Raw genomic sequence first — 18,199 nt, 5'->3', positions numbered from 1 at the left:
AGCTTTGCCAGGCAATGAAATATTGCGCAGATCAAAACAGCCGAATCAGGCTGTTTTTTTGTATTGTCTTAAAGCGTATAAGATTTAGATGAGAAAGATGCTCTTCCTAAGCTGGTGCTGGTCTCCTTCATTTTCTACTTTTAGCAGCCAGATATTAAAAATATACACCTTCAATAATTTTTTAAAATTCATCCAGTTCCGGTGGAGGAGGATTGGCCTGTTCACCAAGTGCATGATGGTATCAATGAAATTGATTAATTCATTTATTAAACCATTCACTGTCCCTTGAATGGCTACTCCCTATTGTAAAACATTAATACTGGATGGGTCTGCCGCTAATGCAAAACTTGTTTAATAGTAAGAATATTGAATTTTAAGTTTTTGATAAAATTGATAACTTTATTTTCTTGAAGGGATTCACCACAATCCTCTAAAAAATAAATATCCGGTGGAGGGAATATATTTAAACCCTAGGATGAAGAATGTGCAAAAAGTCCGACTGACCTGAATACAGGCACATCAGTGTGATGAAGATAATTCACTGGTACAAAAAACGTATGTTACTGGCCAACATTTTAATGACAGTCATCATGCTATTAGAAGTTCGGTGGCTGGATTTACAATTCTATGGCTTTACTTGCAGAGGGTTGGTTGATGAGTGGGCATTGGGGCTGGCATATTTTGTTTACCGTTGCGCTCGATATGATGCGCAAGATCACCGTTTTAGTTTTGGCAGCTGGAAAATTGAAATTTCGGCTACTGATCGGAGTGCCGTCTTCTTGCTGGTTGTGGCACTATTTATGGCTTTTCAATCTGTAAATGACTGTTTAAACCGATTGCTATTCAGGATACTAAGGCCATGCCAATAGTGATTTGAGGTTTAGCGAGAGAACCTGGGGAAACCGTATGGGATGCAGAAATCGAGCATCCAAGAATGGAGAAAACTCGAGAAATGATTGCAGAGTTTTTAGTGGGAAAAATTACCGCTTTTGATATGTCCGGGAAATGGGAAAGGCAAATTTTCCTGTAGTTGACTCTAGCCATCAATAACCGTCTCAATGTCGATCAGGCACGGGAGGAGCTGGTGATTGATGCGGAAATTGTACAGATTTCGGTAGAAATCAATTCTCTTTAATGAAACCGATGTTCCACGTGAAACGTGAAGTGGGAAATCTGTAGACTTTAGCTAAGAGCCATTGCAATGGTCAGAATTTTGGTATGGTTTTTAAGTAGAATGAGTTGGAAAAAATTTTAGAGCAATGAGCAAAAATATGATTAAAACAACCTTGGTATTGGCCCTGTTCAGTTTGGCTTCAACTTTCACTATGGCAAATGTAGAGACAGTGAAAAAAAACCTCAGCCAACAACATCCAAAACTGAAAATTGAAAATATCCAGCCGACTGAAATGCAGGGTATTTACAGTGGTTCCATGCAGGGTCAGATTGTCTATTTGAATCAGGATGCCCAGCATCTGATTGCAGGCTCAATGTTGCGTATTCAGGATCAGCATAATCTGAGCCGGGATCTGTTGGTCCAGCAAAACAGTATAGACTGGAAAAAATTGCCCTTACAGGATGCTTTAAAAAGTGTAAGAGGGACGGGTAAACGTCAGATTGCGATCTTTTCTGACCCCTATTGCCCGTATTGTAAACAGCTGGAGGTAGAACTGAAAAAGTTGAAAGATGTTACGATTTATACTTTTATTCTGCCGTTAAAGCCGCAGTCGATCCTGCCATCCAAGCAGCTATATTGTGAAAACCATCCTGTGCAAGCTTGGGAAGACTTGATTTTTAAAGGCATCACGCCTAAAAGTAAAAAAAGTTGCGCTAATCCGGTCGAGCGCAATATCCAACTGGCGCAGATGCTTGGCATTCATGGGACACCCGCCATTATTTTTTCCAATGGTTTTAAGGTGATGGGGGCTTATCCGGCCGAGCAGATTGAACAGATTTTTAAGGAATTTACTTTATAAGTTTCTGTAACAGACTCTAGATACAGACCATAAAAAAGCACCAGATTTGGTGCTTTTTTACCTAGTTTTGGGCGATGTCCGTGTGGATTTACACCGTTTTGCGTTTCGTGACCATATTATAAATAAACAGAATAATCACAGCACCGATAATGGACGCAATCAGACCTGCCGCAGAGTCGGCTGAATACAGCCCCAACATACGTCCACCGAAGGTCGCCAGTAAAGAGCCGGCAATACCCAATAAAGTGGTGACGATAAAACCTGCTTTATCATCTCCGGGATGAATTGCCCGTGCAATCAGGCCCGCAACAAAACCAATCACAACAGCAACGATAAGTGTCCACATGAGGAAGCTCCTTATTATCATGTCTTTGTTTTTACATCATGTATTCATCATACTGAGGTAAACAAAAAACAGAAAAAAGTTGAGTCCTGCAACAGGGTGTAGTGTTTTTGTGCCTGTATGGACTGAATCCTACCGCACAAAAAGTGGCAATCGCCACTTTGGGCAAGCAATCCTAGAGACCGATTTCACCAATAAACGGTAAATGACGGTATTTCTGGTTATAGTCCAGACCGTAGCCGACAATGAATTTATCTTCCACTTCAAAACCGAGGAACTGGACGTCTAGGTCAATTTCACGACGTGAAGGTTTGCTGACCAGAGTACAAAGCTGGATTGAATTCGGTTCACGTGTTTGCAGGATGTCGAGTACCTTGCTCAGGGTATTGCCTGAGTCAATAATGTCTTCCACCACCAGCACATCTTTAGCACGGATTTCGCCGTCCAGATCTTTTAAAATTTTCACATCATGTGTTGAAATTGTACCGCCACCGTAGCTGGATACAGTCATAAAATCCAGTTCATGGGGTTTGGAAATCGCGCGACATAAGTCCGCCATGAAAATTACTGAGCCACGTAATAAACCGATGAGCACAAGTTCTTTGTCACTATTGGCATAGTGTGCATCGATTTGAGCACCAAGCTCTTTGACTTTAGCTTGAATTTCTTCAGCGGAAATCATTACGCTCATTTGAACGGTCATGGGTAGATACCTGAAAATTGAAAATTGAAAAATAAAAAAGGTGTTGACTTGCAACACCTGAATATTCACTAATTTTAATACATCCAAACCTGAGATGCACCTGTTTCATCGGCTGTAAATGTAATCAGGTTTTGGTGGAAGCCGTATCCCTTTTTAAGAGTGTTGCACAGCCTACGCTGATCACTGACCAGAGCAGCAGCCTGCGACGGCGCGATTTTCCAGCAGCGGTATCCGCTCTAGGCTTTGACATAGCGGGCTTGTCCATAGATATAGGTTGCTGCAATATTACGGTCATCCCCCAGCATGGTCAGGGCAAAGAATGTATCTTCAATACTTTGCGCCTTGCTTTGGCGTAGTGCTTGAAGCGCAGTGGCATTCAGTTCCAGTACCACAAAATCGGCTTCTTTACCGATATTAAAGTTGCCCAATCGATCCTCCAGGCTCAGGGCCTTGGCTCCGCCTAAGGTGGCATGATATAAGGCTTCGAAAGCTGGAAGCTGCTCGCCCTGTAGCTGCTGGACCTTATAAGCTTCGTTCAGGCTTTGCAGCTGGTTAAATGAAGTCCCTGCCCCGATGTCGGTCCCTAGTCCGACTTTCACCTCTTTGTCCCACGTCTTTTTCAAGGGAAACAGGCCGCTGCCAAGGAACAGGTTGGAGCTGGGACAGAAGGCAATTGCTGAATCGGTCTGATGCAGACAATCCCATTCGGATTCTTCAAGATGTACACAATGCGCAAATACCGATTTTGACCCGGTCAGGTCATAATGGTGATAGACATCCAGATACCCTTCACGTTCCGGAAACAGGTCTTTGACCCAGGCAATCTCATTGTGATTTTCACTGAGATGGGTGTGAACATAGACATCCGGATATTCTGCTTTCAACTGCCCTGCTTTTTCCAGCTGTTCGGGAGTCGAGGTTGGGGCAAAGCGCGGGGTAATCGCATACAGGTTCCGTCCCCGCCCATGCCACTTTTCAATCAGCGCTTTAGAGTCTGTATAAGCTGTTTCTGCTGTATCTGTCAGTGCTTCTGGTGCATGACGATCCATCAGTACCTTACCGGCAATCAGGCGCATATTCTGTGCCGTAGCGGCTTCAAAGAGCGCATCTACAGATTGCGGATGTACGGTACAGAAAACCAGTGCCGTGGTGGTTCCATTTTTTAATAATTCCTGAACAAAAAAATCAGCAATTTTCTTTGCATAGGCCGGGTTCTGAAACTGGATTTCGGTAGGAAAAGTATAGGTGTTCAGCCATTCCAGCAGCTGTTCGCCATAAGCACCCATCATTTCGGTTTGCGGAAAGTGAATATGGGTATCGATAAAGCCCGGTACAATCAATTGCTCCGGATAATGGCTGACTTCTAACCCGTCTGGCAGATAATGCTGGCCTTTTTCCCAGTGGCCAAACCATCGGATCTGGCCATTTTCACTGATGAGCAAGCCATCTTCTAGATAACGCACCTGATCGTGAATTTCACGTGCTTGGGCAACGGTATTCTGGATGTCGAGGAAGCGACCGCGAACCGCTGTGGTTGCAATGCGAGAAGACATATTAACACCTGTGTTTTTACTTTTTTCAACAGATTGTAACCTACTTCAGATGATTTATAACGTGACCCTGTGGACTGCGTTTATCAAGCTTAAGCCGAAGCTGTGATCAGGTCATCTGAAAATAAAAAAGCCTGCTGATGCAGGCTTTTTTTGAGGATTGTTTTTATAGCGTGGTTTCGTTGTATTTCTTGCTGTGACGAATCGACAGGATCGCAGTGATCGTCAAGACAAGCACAATAAAGCTCAGTGAAATCCAGATTGGCATATGGAATACATCGAGCATCAGCATTTTAAAGCCGATAAAGACCAGAATAATTCCGAGACCATAAGGCAGATAATGCATCTTGGATGCTGCACCCGATAACAGGAAGAACATCGCACGCAGACCCAAAATCGCCATCAGGTTGGCAGTAAGGACAATGAAGGGATCGGTCGTGACAGCAAAAATTGCCGGAATAGAATCGACCGCAAAGATCACATCCGAGGCTTCGACCAGAAGCAAGACCAGGAACAACGGCGTTGCCCACAGTAAATTATCTTTATGGATAAAAAATTTTTCGCCCTCAAGCTGCGGGGTGATGCGCATATGTTTACGCAGCCATTTCAGAATCGCCATATCTTCAATATTGCTTTCTTCTTCACCCTGACCACGCAGGAATTTAAAGCCGGTATACACCAGGAAAGCACCGAAGATATATAAAATCCATGAGAATTCCTGCACGAACCAGGCGCCAATAAAAATGAAGATGGTTCTGAGGACAATCGCACCGAGTACGCCGTAGAGCAGCAATTTACGCTGCAGCGCGGGTGGAATGGCGAAAGCCGCGAAAATCACCAGCCAGACAAAGACGTTATCAATTGCCAGAGATTTTTCCAGCAGATAACCGGCGAAGTATTCCATGACCTTGGCATTGGCAATTGCCGTACCTGCAGTCTGTTCCAGATACAGCCATAAACCGCCACCAAATAAGGTCGCGACACTGACCCAGGCAATACTCCAGTAGGCCGCAGTCCGGACTTTTACCTCCTGACCTTGTTTTTGTTTGAAGCCTAGAAAATCAATAAACAGCATCACCAGAACGATGCCGAAAAAAGCCAGATACAGCCAGAGCGTACCAATTGTTTCCATGTGAATCCTCCACATCTGACAATTGGCCATAAAAAAACCTTGACCTGTTGTCAGATGAAAAACATCTATACCAACATGATCAAGGTCTTGCCTACATCTTACCGTTACACTTCCCATTAAAAGTGTGGCAGCAAGATGCTCAGATACCGACTTTTTGCAAAGTGTAATGACGATATTCTGACACGTTTTACAAGTTGAACCGCAATTGTTAAACGTTTGGAGGAGGCTACTCCCCTTGTTCTACTCAATTCTATTTTGGATCAACTCCAAAGAGAGTGAAGAATCTCATATTTATTGAAATTACGCAAATTTTATCTGGAGACTGGGGGATGAATAAAATCCGTTTGTCGCACCAAAATAAGCGCCAGTAAGAGAGCCAAAGCCGCAAGCAGGCCGCCGGCCAGTCCAATATACTCCAGCCCAATGCTTGCACTAACCCAGCCTCCGAGTAAGGCACCGCCGCCAATACCGACATTATATAAACCTGAGTAAATGGCCATGGCTACATCGGTGGCATCTGAGGCCAAGTTAAGGGTTTTTGCTTGCAGGGCTAGACTAAAACCAATGATGCTCATGCCCCATAAGAGCGACAGCAGGTTCAGTCCCCAGACTGTAGTGGATAAAGGCAATAACAGCAGCATGGACAGCATGAGCCCGAAGCTGAAAAATGGAATGGTCATTTTTGGAAATTGGGGAGCATAGCGGCCAAATAGATAAGAGCCTAAAAAGCCTGCACCGCCATACATCAACAATAAAGTCGTGGTCTGTGCCGAGCTGAACTGGGCAACAGTCAGGGAAAAAGGCTCAATATAACTATAAGCGGTAAATTGTGCCGTGATAACTATCACGGTGAGTGCAAAGACAAGCATCAGGCTCGGGCGTCTGGCCAGAATTTTTAAACTGTTTAAAGAACCAGAATTCACACTGGGCAGTAAAGGCAAGGTTTTGGCCAGAATCAGGCAAATGACGGTGGCAGCGATGCCAATTAGAGCAAAACTGTTGCGCCAGCCATAAGCTTCCCCAATCATGCGGCCAAATGGAATACCGAGTACCATCGCCATCGCTGTGCCGGTGGCCAGCAAACCCAGTGCCTGAAATTCTTTACCTTTGGGCGCCACCCGAACCGCAAGCGAGGCGGTAATGGACCAGAACAAAGCATGGGCCACCGCAATACCTATCCGGCTCATGACCAGTATTTCAAAGCTCCAGGCAAAATAAGACAGCACATGACTGAGAATAAACACCACGAATAATGTGCTGAGCAGCAAGCGCCGTTCAATCTGTTTGGTCAGCAGCATAATCGGTAACGATAACAGAGCCACGATCCAGGCATAAATGGTCAGCATCAGTCCCACTTGGGTAGGAGACATTGAAAAACTTTGACCGATATCACTGAGCAAGGCGACAGGAATAAATTCGGTGGTGTTAAAAATGAACGCAGCACAGGCTAAAGCAATGACACATACCCATTGGCGGGTAGGATTTGCCGAAATTTCAGAAGATGACATAGGACGTGACGATGAGTATTGAGCTTAAATTTTAGGGGGAACGAGGCCACTTGTTAAGTTGAAAGCCTGAAAAAAAATGTTTCTAAGTTCAAATCAGTAAAATCCAGCTGCCCTACTTGCCTGTTTGAAGCTCTGATGATTGACCATGCTTAATTCTTCCCTATTGCCTATCTGGTGATCTGTAAAGTGGCAATTGACATATCATCTATGATTGAAATACAGACAACATAGAGCCCGAAGTAGCAGCAGATGCAGTTTTAAGTTTTTATAAAGTCAGTTTTTGCTGCCTATTCACCTTTAGATAATATTGAAATCAGGGATTTTAAAGTATGCTGATAGCGGTTTAATTAAAAAAAATGAGGGTAAGCGATGCAGTTTCAACATAGCGATAATGGCCAGCAAGGTGAATTTTTTCATTTGAATGAGGCGGGTCAACCGATTGCCAAAATCAGTTATATTTGGCGAGGAGAACATCAAATTATTGCCAATCATACCTGGGTCGATGAGTGTTTACGCGGTCAAGGGGTAGCGCGTCAACTGCTGGATGTATTGGTAGAGTTTGCCCGTAACCGACAACTGAAAATTGTACCGACCTGTTCTTATGTCGAGGTGATGTTTAAACGTGAGAAAAGTTTTGAGGATGTCGCCGCCTAAAAACCCTTAAAAATAAAAAAGCCCGCAAAGCGGGCTTTTCAAATCTGTTTATCCGGCTTTTAAGGCATTAATCAATTTCTGATGTAAGCCGCCAAAACCCCCATTCGACATAATTACTACGGCGTCTCCCTCGCCTGCTTCAGTGAGCACAGTTTGGATAATATCCTCCAGGCTACCTACGACTTTGGCTTTGTTGGGTGCAGCCTCGATTACCGGTTGTAAATCCCAGTCCAGACCTTCAGGTTGATACCAGATGACTTCATCCGCCAGACGGGCTGAATGTGCCAGTCCCTCTTTATGGCTGCCCATACGCATGGTATTTGAACGCGGTTCAATAATCGCCCACAGCTTGCGTTTCCCCAGACTTTTGCGCGCACCCTCTAAAGTGGTTTCAATGGCCGTCGGATGATGAGCAAAGTCATCATAGACTTCAATTCCTTTTACGGTATCCAGTAATTCCATCCGGCGTTTCACGCCGCCAAAATTCGACAAGGCCTGGCAGGCGCTGTCAATAGAAACTCCCACATGTTCTGCCGCAGCAATGGCGGCCAAGGCATTCGCCACACTATGCTGTCCGGTCATGTTCCATTTCACTTCACCTTTTACCACGCCGTGTTGCAGCACGTTAAAGTGTGAGCCATCTGCGACCAATTGTTCAGCATAGAGCTCTGCTGTGTCATTGGCAGTTAAAGCGGTGCGCACCACTGGAGTCCAGCAGCCCATTTCCAGCACTTCATCAATATGGGTTTCAGTGATAGGGGCAATGATGCGGCCTTCACTGGGAATGGTACGTACCAAATGATGGAATTGTTTTTGGATGGCAGCCAGATCATCGAAAATATCGGCATGGTCAAATTCAAGATTATTTAAAATCACCGTTTTAGGGTGGTAATGCACAAACTTGGAACGCTTGTCGAAGAAGGCGGAATCATATTCATCTGCTTCGACACAGAAATATTTGCCGCCCCCTAAACGTGCACTTTCGCTAAAACCTAAAGGTACGCCGCCAATCAGGAAACCCGGATTTAAACCGGCTTGATCCAGTATCCAGGCCAACATGGTGGTGGTGGTGGTTTTACCGTGTGTCCCGGCAACGCCTAACACATGTTTGCCTTGTAGCACATGATCTGCCAGAAACTGGGGACCTGAAATATATGGCAAGCCTTCATTCAGCATATATTCTACTGCATCAATGCCGCGCTTCATGGCATTGCCGACAATCACCAGATCCGGATGCGGTTGTAAATGGCTACGGTCATAGCCCTGCATCAAGCTGATCCCTGCATTTTCCAGTTGGGTAGACATGGGTGGATAGACATTCGCATCTGAACCCGTCACTTGATGTCCTAAATCGCGGGCCAATAGTGCTAGTGAACCCATAAAGGTGCCACAAATACCCAAAATATGCAGATGCATCTACTTCACTCCATTCTTGCCTGACACATCACGTTGTAGAGGTGCTGTTGCCATGATTTATTCGATTTGCAAGCAACGATAGCAAGGCTTAGACTGAAAAGATAGTCAAAGTTCAAGCATTCCTGTGGGATTTTTTTAATCCGGTTTTACCGACAAAGTCAGGAAAAATTTCAAGTTTCCCCGCCTACCTTTGGGCTCAATAAACCGTAAAATAAGCTGGATCGTTTTACAGGGTGCGTGCAGATGCTACCAACTCTCTTTCTATTGGTGATTGCCAACTGTTTTATGACTTTGGCCTGGTATGGTCATCTTAAATTTTTGCCGCATGATGCGCCACTCTGGCAAGCGATCCTGTTGAGCTGGATCATTGCCCTATTCGAATATAGCCTGATGATTCCGGCAACCAGATTGCTGGCGCAACAGGGGCTGGCTGTGGGACAAATGAAAATCACTCAGGAAGTCGTGACTCTGCTGGTTTTTGTGCCTTTTATGATTTTTCTGTTCAAGCAGCCCTTTAAGCTGGACTATCTATGGGCGGCGGTATGTCTGTGTGGCTGTATCTATTTTGTATTTCGTAGTGCCTAACTATTAAAACGGTTTTTATGATCTGAATATCAGTCAGTCCATAGTTTACTCAGATTTTTTTATATAGCCTTCCAATAGGAGCTGATAAGGGCTTCAGCCTGAAGTCCTTCTATATATTAAAATATTCAAAACTTACCTTTATTTGGTCCATCTTTAAAGCTTTCGCCCTGCGGCTTGGCCTGATCCAGTTGTGTTGCTTTCCGCTCAGTATTGGCTTGAATGCTAAAATCTAAAATCTAAAATCTATATTTTCTTTATGGCTCTTATTTAGCGTAAAGAAGAAAGCGCCAGGTGCTCTACCCGACTGATCAGGCCGGCGCCTGTTGTAAATAGGGGCGGCAAAATGATTCTGAGCTTAAACAGTCTATTTTTTGCAAGTACTCCACTTAATCCTCTGTATGAATCCATCAAAACCCTACTCTACAATGACAAAAAAATCAGGATTTATTTTTACAAGCCCTATTTGGCCGGGACTCCCCTGCTCGGCGATTTTCTGTCAGTTGTTTTAAATCTGATGAAAACCATCAAAATCGCGTCTTAGTTTGACCGTTAAATTTTATGAAGTTGAAATTTCGGTCTATAATAGTGAGTTCTTATTAAAGCTTGGCTCTCGTCGAGATTTATCTCTCTTAATTATCTCTGGAAACATTGCAATGAATGCGGCCGCTTCACAAGACACTCCTCTCGTTGGAATTATCATGGGTTCTCAGTCAGACTGGGCTACCCTCGAACACACTGCCAATATGTTAAAACAACTTGGCGTCCCATTTGAAGCGGAAGTGGTGTCTGCGCATCGTACCCCAGACCGTTTATTTGAATATGCGGAAACAGCACGAGAACGCGGTATCCAGGTGATTATTGCAGGTGCGGGTGGTGCAGCACATTTACCAGGTATGTGTGCTGCGAAAACCGATCTGCCGGTGCTCGGCGTACCGGTAAAATCTTCAATTTTAAACGGTGTAGATTCATTACTTTCTATCGTGCAAATGCCAGCGGGTATTGCGGTAGGTACATTGGCAATTGGTCCTGCCGGTGCAACCAATGCGGCCATTATGGCGGCGCAGATTTTAGGTTTAACCCGTGCTGACATCGCCAAAAATGTCGCAGATTTCCGTGCGGCACAGACTGAGAAAGTCGCAAGCAACAATATTCCAGGTCAAATGTAAGCCAGGCTGAACACGGGACAACACACATGGATAAAACCATCGGTATTTTTGGTGGCGGCCAGCTGGGCCGGATGATGGCGCAAGCAGCCCTGCCACTAAATATTCAATGTACCTTCTTTGAAGCATCTGCCGACTGCCCATCGAAAGCGTTGGGTCGGGTGATTTCAACTCAAGCCGATAACGCTTTACAGGACTTCATCAACAGTGCAGATGTTTTCAGTCTGGAGTTTGAAAATACTCCCCTGGCAGATGTCGATATACTGGTTCAAAACAAAGACCTGCATCCGCCACGTCAGGCTCTCGCCATTGCACAGAACCGTCTGTCTGAAAAAGCCCTGTTTGATGAGCTGAGCATTCCGGTCGCGCCGTATAAAGCGGTGAATTCACTGGACAGCCTGAAAGCTGCGGTTGCTGAACTCGGTCTGCCAATTGTATTGAAAACAGCTACAGGCGGTTATGATGGCAAAGGCCAGTTTGTATTGCGTAACGCGGAACAAATTGATCAGGCCTGGGCTGAACTTGGCCCTGCGGGTTCTCTGATTGCAGAAAGTTTTGTGACCTTCTCGCGTGAAGTGTCGATTATCGCGGTGCGCGGTCAAAATGGTGAGGTCAAAACCTGGCCACTGGCAGAAAATCATCATCACAATGGCATTCTGTCGCACTCGATTGTTCCTGCACCCCACAGTGCCGACTTGCAACCTGTCGCGCAAGACTACATCACTCGCCTGCTGAATCATTTGAATTATGTTGGCGTGTTGACGCTTGAGCTGTTTGTGACAGACAAAGGCTTATATGCAAATGAGATGGCGCCACGTGTGCATAACTCAGGCCACTGGTCGATCGAAGGTGCAGTCTGCTCGCAATTTGAAAACCATATCCGTGCAGTAGCTGGCTTGCCTTTGGGTTCTACTGAAGTGATACGTCCAACGGTGATGGTAAATATCATTGGACAGCATCCAAAATCAGCAGAAGTACTGGCTTTGGACGGTGCGCATTTGCATCTGTACAACAAGTCAGAGCGTGAAGGCCGCAAGATTGGCCATATCACCTTAATGCCCACTGACAGCAGTCAACTGACCGGGTTATGCCGCCAATTGGCGAAAATTTTACCGAATCCGTTAGCATTGAGCGAAGATATGACCATCTAAACTTTAACTTGCTGATAAAAAAAGCGATCACATCTGTGGTCGCTTTTTTATTTGTCTGGTTTCAGGCATGATTGCGCCTCTTTTCAATCCCCCTGCTATTGCTTGGATTACTTTTTAACTTAATTGCTTATAAACCGAGCAATTGAATAGACCGGCAATAATTAAATTGAACTCTGCTCGATGTTCATCTTTTGAGATTGTGCTGTGGATAAGTCTAAGGCTGAGGGGAATTTAAAACCGGTCTTGTGCTTTGAATTTAAATTCAAAACAATAAATTTAAAACTGTAGTTTGAATTCAAACCTGGTTTTAAATTCAAAAAATATGAATTCAAATTTAAGTAGCTGTGAATGAATTTAAAGTTTTGAATTTAAAGCAGCCTGATCGCTGTAAAATGAATTTAAAAATAAAAAGTTAGATATTTAAAGACTTAAGAGATACAGGGCTTTGTTTATTAATGTGATTTATCCGCAATATCTTTTGAATTTAAAAATATTTTTAGAATTTCAGTTTTGAATTCAAAGAATGTTGGTGGTTTGAATTTAAAGTCTGCTTGTGGATAAGTGGTTTTAAATTTAAAAACTACAAAATGAATTTAAAAGTGGAGAAAATATGAATTTAAATTTACCTATTGTCGCTTTAAATTTAAAGATGAGCTGCTAAGGTAGAAGTAATAATTCGAAATTTAAATATTCAGGGGTTTTATGCAACGGCTTGCACTTTCGATAGGTTCTCTGCTTTTGGCTGCCTCCCAGGCCCAGGCCGAACTGGTGATTAATGGACAACGTGTCGCGCCGACTGATTTGTCTTCTGCTTCGACAGTTATTTCAAATAATCCAGTAAATTATGCAGCTCAAAATGATTTTCAACGCTGTTTGGCGAATTTGCGCGGCCGGGCGATTGCTCAGGGGGTGAGTGGCGCAAGTTATGACCGTTATACGCAACATTTAAGCCCAGATTATTCGGTCATTGAAAAGCTGAATTATCAGCCTGAATTTTCAACCCCAATTTGGGACTATTTATCTGGCTTGGTAGATGAAGAACGAGTTCAGCTCGGCCGACAAAAGCTACAACAGCATCGTGATGTGCTAAACCGGGTGAGTGCAGTTTATGGTGTACCAGCGGAAACTATTGTAGCGGTCTGGGGAGTAGAAAGTAATTTTGGTGATATTTCCGGGAAATATCCTTTATTGCAGTCTTTGGGCACATTGAGTTGTGAAGGTCGTCGCCAAGGGTATTTCCAGGGTGAATTTTTTACCACCATGAAGCTGTTACAGCGTGGTGATGTGCGCGAAGAGCAGCTTAAGGGGTCTTGGGCGGGTGCTTTTGGTCATACTCAGTTTATGCCATCGACTTATAATGAGCTTGCAGTTGATTTTGATGGTGATGGTCGTCGTGATCTGGTGTCAAGTATTCCCGATGCCTTGGCCTCAACCGCCAACTTTTTAAGCAAGCGGGGCTGGCAGACCGGTCAGCCATGGGGTTTTGAGGTGAAAATTCCGCAAAACATGTCAATCTCTGGTGAAGGCCGGCGTAATAAAAAATCACTTGGCAGTTGGGTAAACCGTGGTCTTGTACGTGCCGATGGTACAGCTTTAGTGCAGGGCAATCTATCGGAGGCTTCACAGGCTGGCCTGTTAGCACCGGCAGGTCCAAATGGTCCGATATTTTTAGTATTTAAGAATTTTGATGCGATTTATAGTTATAACGCGGCCGAAAGCTATGCACTGGCTATTGCACATTTATCTGATCGTTTGCAGGGCAAAGGTGGTCTGCTGACTGCCTGGCCAACAGATGATCCGGGCACTTCACGTATGGAGCGCCGTGAAATTCAGCAATTCCTGTTAAATCGTGGTCATGATATTGGTACAGTCGATGGGTTAATTGGCGATAAAACCCGGCAGGCTATTCGTCAGGAGCAAATCCGTTTGGGTCTCAATCCGACAGGACGAGCTGGCCAGCAGATTTTACGTGCCTTCCGCAATGAAAATGCCAAGTTGATGATGCGTTAAGCAGGATCTTAATTTGTGGTGAGTTTTCCCTTTCCTTGCAGGAGACTTGCGAAGCATGCTTCTCAGGGAGAGGGGTTTATAAACACTTTCCCTCATCCTCACCTTCTCCTAAAGGGAGAAGGGCCTGTTAATCCTTATAAATTTAGGTGGATGTAATTGTACCCAGGACACGATACCCCGTGGCTCCGGTAACAGCAGGTAAATTTCCACTCAGTTGTTTTATAAAACGCATGGCCAGCCAGGCAAACGCTGTGGCTTCTACCCAGGTCGGACTGAGGCCTAAATCAGCCGTGGTTTGTACACTCCATTCATGTTTGCGCAAGCGCCAGCGTAACTGTTCCAGCAGGTGTGAGTTATAGGCACCCCCACCACAGACATAGACTTCACCAGTCTCCAGTCCCGAACGGTAAATCGCTTTTTTAATTGCACGTGTGGTCAATTTCATTAGCGTGGCCTGAATATTTTCCGGTGTATCTTCCAGCTCGTCGTAGTCCAGGTCACTGCGCCAGTCCAGAATCTGCTCATCCAGCCATTCCAGATTAAAGTCTTCACGTCCGGTGCTTTTGGGCGGTTCTTTAGAAAAATAGTTATGTGACTGTAAACGGTCAAGCAGGCTACGGATCGGGGTGCCATAAGCAGCCCAGTTGCCATTTTCATCATAAGGCTGGCCGGTATAACGCTGGCACCAGGCATCCATCAGGATGTTGGCGGGGCCGGTATCAAAGCCATATACTTTCTCAGGTTGTCCGGCAGGCAGCATACTGACATTGGCAATCCCGCCCAGATTTAAAATCACCCGGTGAATGGTGTCATGCTGAAAAAGATCCTGGTGAAAGGCTGGTACCAGGGGAGCACCCTGACCGCCTGCGGCCAGATCGCGACGACGAAAATCAGAAATCACCGGAATCTGGGTAATTTCAGTAATAATATTTGGATCGCCAATTTGCAGGGTAAAACCATGCTCGGGGCGATGGCGAATGGTCTGACCATGCGAACCAATTGCCTTAATCCGGGCTTTGTCCAAATTATTTTTTTCAATCAGGGTGTTAATGCCATGACCAATCATCTGGGCTAACGCCACATCTGCTTTGCCCATCCGGTCAATTTCGTTGTCATCCGGTAAGGTTAGGGCCATCAGCTCATCCCGCAGGTCGGGATCAAATGCTAAAGTAAGGGTGGCATGAAGCTGAAGAGGATCAAAAGAAGCAGCAACAATATCGACACCATCCATGCTTGTGCCGGTCATTACCCCAATATAGATCGCTGTCATGGTTATTCTTAAGCCTGCAATATGCTGAAAAAGTGATAGTATATCGTACAAATTGAATAACTGATGTATTTGGATTTTGTGATGTCAAATTTCCTACCTGCTGAAGAACAACTTGCTCTCATTCAGCGAGGCACCCATGAAATTATTTCTGAAGAAGATCTGCTTAAGAAATTAAAGCAGAATCGTCCTTTAAAAATTAAAGCGGGTTTTGACCCGACTGCGCCCGACCTGCATTTGGGGCATACAGTTCTGATCAATAAGTTAAAAGTGTTTCAGGACCTGGGGCATGAGGTGTTTTTCCTGATTGGCGACTATACCGCGATGATTGGCGACCCAAGTGGAAAAAGTGCAACACGTCCGCCACTGTCACGTGAGCAAGTATTAGAAAACGCAAAAACCTATCAGGAACAAGTGTTTAAGATCCTTGATCCAAACAAAACCAAGGTGGTGTTTAACTCTGAGTGGTTTGAGCAAAGAACTGCGGCAGACCTGATTCAACTGGCTTCACAGCAAACTGTGGCACGTATGCTGGAACGTGATGACTTTACCAAGCGTTATAATAGCCACCAGCCAATCGCTATTCATGAGTTTCTGTATCCGCTGGTACAAGGTTATGACTCGATTGCGCTTGAAGCTGATGTGGAAATGGGCGGGACCGATCAAACCTTTAACCTGTTGATGGGGCGTACTTTACAAGGTCGTTATAATCAAGAGCCACAGGTATGTATTACAGTGCCTATCCTTGAAGGTTTGGACGGTGTCAATAAAATGTCTAAATCTCTGGGCAACTATATTGGTGTATTTGATGCACCAGGTGCCATGTATCAAAAAGTGCTGTCCATGCCGGATGCGCTGATCGAACGTTATTTCGATCTACTGAGCTTTAAAACGATTGAAGAGATTCAGCAGCTGTTAAAAGAAGTGGCTGAAGGCCGTAATCCGCAAGAAGTGAAGAAAATTCTGGCACTTGAGCTGGTAGAGCGTTTCCACGGGGCGGAAGCGGCTGCCAATGCCCATAAAGGTGCGGGCAACTTGATTACGGAAGGTGAGCTGCCTGAAGGTACGCCTGAAATTACTGTTTCTCGTTCTGAGTTTGGGGGTGAAATCTTTATTGCTTCCATACTGCGTGCAGCGGGTCTGGTAAAAAATGCTGCTCAAGCCAAAGATGCGGTGGCACGTGGTGCAGTTAAAGTCGACTGGAAAGAAGTGGATGCTTCGTATTCAGTAAAAGAAAATGTGACTTTAATTGTTCAGGCCAGCAAAAAAGCGATTGCCAAAGTGATTTTTACGGACTGATGCAATTTATAAGTGATTGAAAATAAAAGCAGGCTTCGGTCTGCTTTTTTGTTGTCCGCTATATCTAAAATTCAAATAAGCAAATTCAAAAAAACCTTATAAAAACAAGAATTAAATTTTTCCAAACCGCTTGCGTTTGAATATTTTTGTGTATAAGATTTATTCGTCTAGAGAATTGGTTTACAGCGCATCTAGAGGGTAATGGGGCATAAATCACCCCATAACTTGGAAAGCCTCTTGTATAGGGTTCTTTTTAAGCAATTAGCGAATAACAATAACAATGACATACTGGATCGGGTAAAGATTCAATTCAAGGAAGAGGTTTTGGGAGAGATCTCTTCCTTTTTTATTTTCTTAAATCTCATTTCTGAGCTTATATAGAGTTAGCGTGTCTTGAAATCGCCAGCCGTTAATTGACTGGCTGATTGGACCCGTCAAAATACCAAAAATAGCTTTCAACTGGAAAACTCAGAAAAGCAGCATGTTTTTAAGCCTCCCCAAAAACTAAGAGTGCATATCCTGCTGAAGATGTTTTTTTGATGAAAAATATGTTCCGGGGCTAAAATTTTTCTTTACGTAAATTTGTATTAAAGAATAGTTATTCTACTTTTAAAGTGATATTGACTCTATTTTAAAGAATACAGCTGTTTTTTTTTATCGCTTCTTTATAACAGTTTTAACTAGGGGCGCATAAGGCGTATCAAGGCAGGATTTATGGAAATGGGAGTAGATAGCATAGGTAGAGAAAATTTCACTCATTTAGCTGAATGAAAAGAGTTATAAAAATAAAATCCACACGCGGAAGAGTATTTAAGAGTTAGGCAGATTTCTTCTAGAGCACTACAGAAAAAAGCTCTGAATATAAAGCCTCATCAGGAAATTCAAGAGGCAGACTATTTTTAAAGTGAATAGAGAGCTTATTTTTCAAATAAATAAATTTATTTTTGAAGTGATGCTGGAAAACTGCTCACTCAAGGGTGAGATTCCGGATAAAAAGCCGGAGGGCGAGAATTTTTGATCGTAATTAGCTCTAAGTAAATAGGGTGAAAATAAAAACAAAGCTTGTGTTAGTGGGTTTATAGGCAAGAAAATGCTTAAAATTTAGATAAAAAACCAATTTTTATATCGTTTTCGTAGAAAAAAGAAACATACGTGAAAAATATATTGAATAGGGGCTTGCAAAGCTTTAGAAATCCTCTAGAATGCACCCCATACCGACGAGATAGCCGGAACGAACGAAGCGCGAAGCGTTGAGTTGTTTGGGATTGTCGAAGTCCAGCATCTAATACTGACGAGGTATTAGAAAGATCATTAAGAGATTATGAAGAACAACTTGTGTGGATTTTTACTGGTTGATTGATCGAAATATTATCATTGATTGATTGGTTTAAATTACTCGAAGTTTATTTGAGAGAATTTGTCAGAAAATTGATGAGCCAAGATTG

14 protein-coding genes and 1 pseudogene are annotated in these 18,199 nt (G+C 44.0%); 8 read left to right on the top strand and 7 right to left on the bottom strand.

Translation table 11 applies throughout. The annotated features are described in order from the left end of the window. Positions 1 to 508 precede the first annotated feature (508 nt). A pseudogene (locus E2K74_RS15145) lies at positions 509 to 874 on the top strand (cation transporter); the annotation flags it as partial. 397 nt (positions 875 to 1,271) lie between these two features. Then, complete coding sequence (locus tag E2K74_RS12680) at positions 1,272 to 1,973, top strand: DsbC family protein (protein ID WP_151208030.1); 702 nt, start codon at positions 1,272 to 1,274, stop codon at positions 1,971 to 1,973. Positions 1,974 to 2,061: 88 nt separating this feature from the next. Here E2K74_RS12680 and E2K74_RS12675 read toward each other — a convergent pair whose 3' ends face one another. The 5 genes from E2K74_RS12675 to E2K74_RS12655 form a co-directional block, all read right to left on the bottom strand. After that, the gene (locus E2K74_RS12675) at positions 2,062 to 2,319 is read right to left on the bottom strand and encodes a GlsB/YeaQ/YmgE family stress response membrane protein (RefSeq protein ID WP_151208028.1); all 258 of its coding nucleotides are present in this window, start codon (positions 2,317 to 2,319) and stop codon (positions 2,062 to 2,064) included. A gap of 172 nt (positions 2,320 to 2,491) precedes the next feature. Beyond that, entirely contained in the window at positions 2,492 to 3,019 is a 528-nt protein-coding gene (gene hpt / locus E2K74_RS12670) for a hypoxanthine phosphoribosyltransferase (RefSeq protein WP_151204850.1), read from the bottom strand. 236 nt (positions 3,020 to 3,255) lie between these two features. Then, entirely contained in the window at positions 3,256 to 4,572 is a 1,317-nt protein-coding gene (gene guaD, locus E2K74_RS12665) for a guanine deaminase (RefSeq protein ID WP_151208026.1), read from the bottom strand. A gap of 163 nt (positions 4,573 to 4,735) precedes the next feature. Continuing rightward, a complete protein-coding gene (locus E2K74_RS12660) occupies positions 4,736 to 5,701 on the bottom strand; it encodes a TerC family protein (RefSeq protein WP_151208024.1) in 966 nt (321 codons plus the stop codon). A gap of 311 nt (positions 5,702 to 6,012) precedes the next feature. Then, positions 6,013 to 7,209 carry a sugar transporter gene (locus E2K74_RS12655; protein ID WP_151208022.1) on the bottom strand — a complete coding sequence of 399 codons (1,197 nt, stop codon included), beginning with the start codon at positions 7,207 to 7,209 and terminating at the stop codon, positions 6,013 to 6,015. A gap of 369 nt (positions 7,210 to 7,578) precedes the next feature. Between E2K74_RS12655 and E2K74_RS12650 the strand changes: the two genes are divergently transcribed. Further along, on the top strand, positions 7,579 to 7,863 hold the full coding sequence (locus E2K74_RS12650) for a GNAT family N-acetyltransferase (protein ID WP_151204846.1): 285 nt from the start codon (positions 7,579 to 7,581) through the stop codon (positions 7,861 to 7,863). A gap of 48 nt (positions 7,864 to 7,911) precedes the next feature. On the opposite strand, the gene mpl is transcribed toward E2K74_RS12650, so the two are convergent. After that, the gene (gene mpl / locus E2K74_RS12645) at positions 7,912 to 9,279 is read right to left on the bottom strand and encodes a UDP-N-acetylmuramate:L-alanyl-gamma-D-glutamyl-meso-diaminopimelate ligase (RefSeq protein WP_151208020.1); all 1,368 of its coding nucleotides are present in this window, start codon (positions 9,277 to 9,279) and stop codon (positions 7,912 to 7,914) included. A 243-nt stretch (positions 9,280 to 9,522) separates the two neighbouring features. On the opposite strand from mpl, the gene E2K74_RS12640 reads away from it, so the two are divergent. The 4 genes from E2K74_RS12640 (at position 9,523) to E2K74_RS12625 (ending at position 14,188) form a co-directional block, all read left to right on the top strand. Next, positions 9,523 to 9,864, top strand: coding sequence for a DMT family protein (locus E2K74_RS12640; protein WP_151204844.1), 342 nt, complete (start codon positions 9,523 to 9,525; stop codon positions 9,862 to 9,864). Between the two features lie 653 nt (positions 9,865 to 10,517). Beyond that, positions 10,518 to 11,030 carry a 5-(carboxyamino)imidazole ribonucleotide mutase gene (purE, locus tag E2K74_RS12635; RefSeq protein ID WP_151204843.1) on the top strand — a complete coding sequence of 171 codons (513 nt, stop codon included), beginning with the start codon at positions 10,518 to 10,520 and terminating at the stop codon, positions 11,028 to 11,030. Positions 11,031 to 11,056: 26 nt separating this feature from the next. Next, positions 11,057 to 12,178 (top strand): 5-(carboxyamino)imidazole ribonucleotide synthase, encoded by a 1,122-nt coding sequence (locus tag E2K74_RS12630; RefSeq protein WP_151208018.1) that lies wholly within the window; start codon positions 11,057 to 11,059, stop codon positions 12,176 to 12,178. A 702-nt stretch (positions 12,179 to 12,880) separates the two neighbouring features. Further along, the gene (locus tag E2K74_RS12625) at positions 12,881 to 14,188 is read left to right on the top strand and encodes a lytic murein transglycosylase (RefSeq protein ID WP_151208016.1); all 1,308 of its coding nucleotides are present in this window, start codon (positions 12,881 to 12,883) and stop codon (positions 14,186 to 14,188) included. A gap of 142 nt (positions 14,189 to 14,330) precedes the next feature. Here the strand turns inward: E2K74_RS12625 and E2K74_RS12620 are convergent, their stop codons facing one another. Next, positions 14,331 to 15,458 (bottom strand): anhydro-N-acetylmuramic acid kinase, encoded by a 1,128-nt coding sequence (locus E2K74_RS12620; protein WP_151208014.1) that lies wholly within the window; start codon positions 15,456 to 15,458, stop codon positions 14,331 to 14,333. Between the two features lie 63 nt (positions 15,459 to 15,521). Here E2K74_RS12620 and tyrS point away from each other — a divergent pair, with 63 nt between their 5' ends. Then, positions 15,522 to 16,754 (top strand): tyrosine--tRNA ligase, encoded by a 1,233-nt coding sequence (gene tyrS, locus E2K74_RS12615; protein WP_161981134.1) that lies wholly within the window; start codon positions 15,522 to 15,524, stop codon positions 16,752 to 16,754. Positions 16,755 to 18,199: the final 1,445 nt, after the last annotated feature.

This window comes from Acinetobacter sp. RF15B (genome assembly GCF_007558235.1).
In the GTDB taxonomy this organism is placed as follows: Bacteria; Pseudomonadota; Gammaproteobacteria; order Pseudomonadales; family Moraxellaceae; genus Acinetobacter; species Acinetobacter lwoffii_C.
This window is presented reverse-complemented; position numbering and strand designations above follow the sequence as displayed.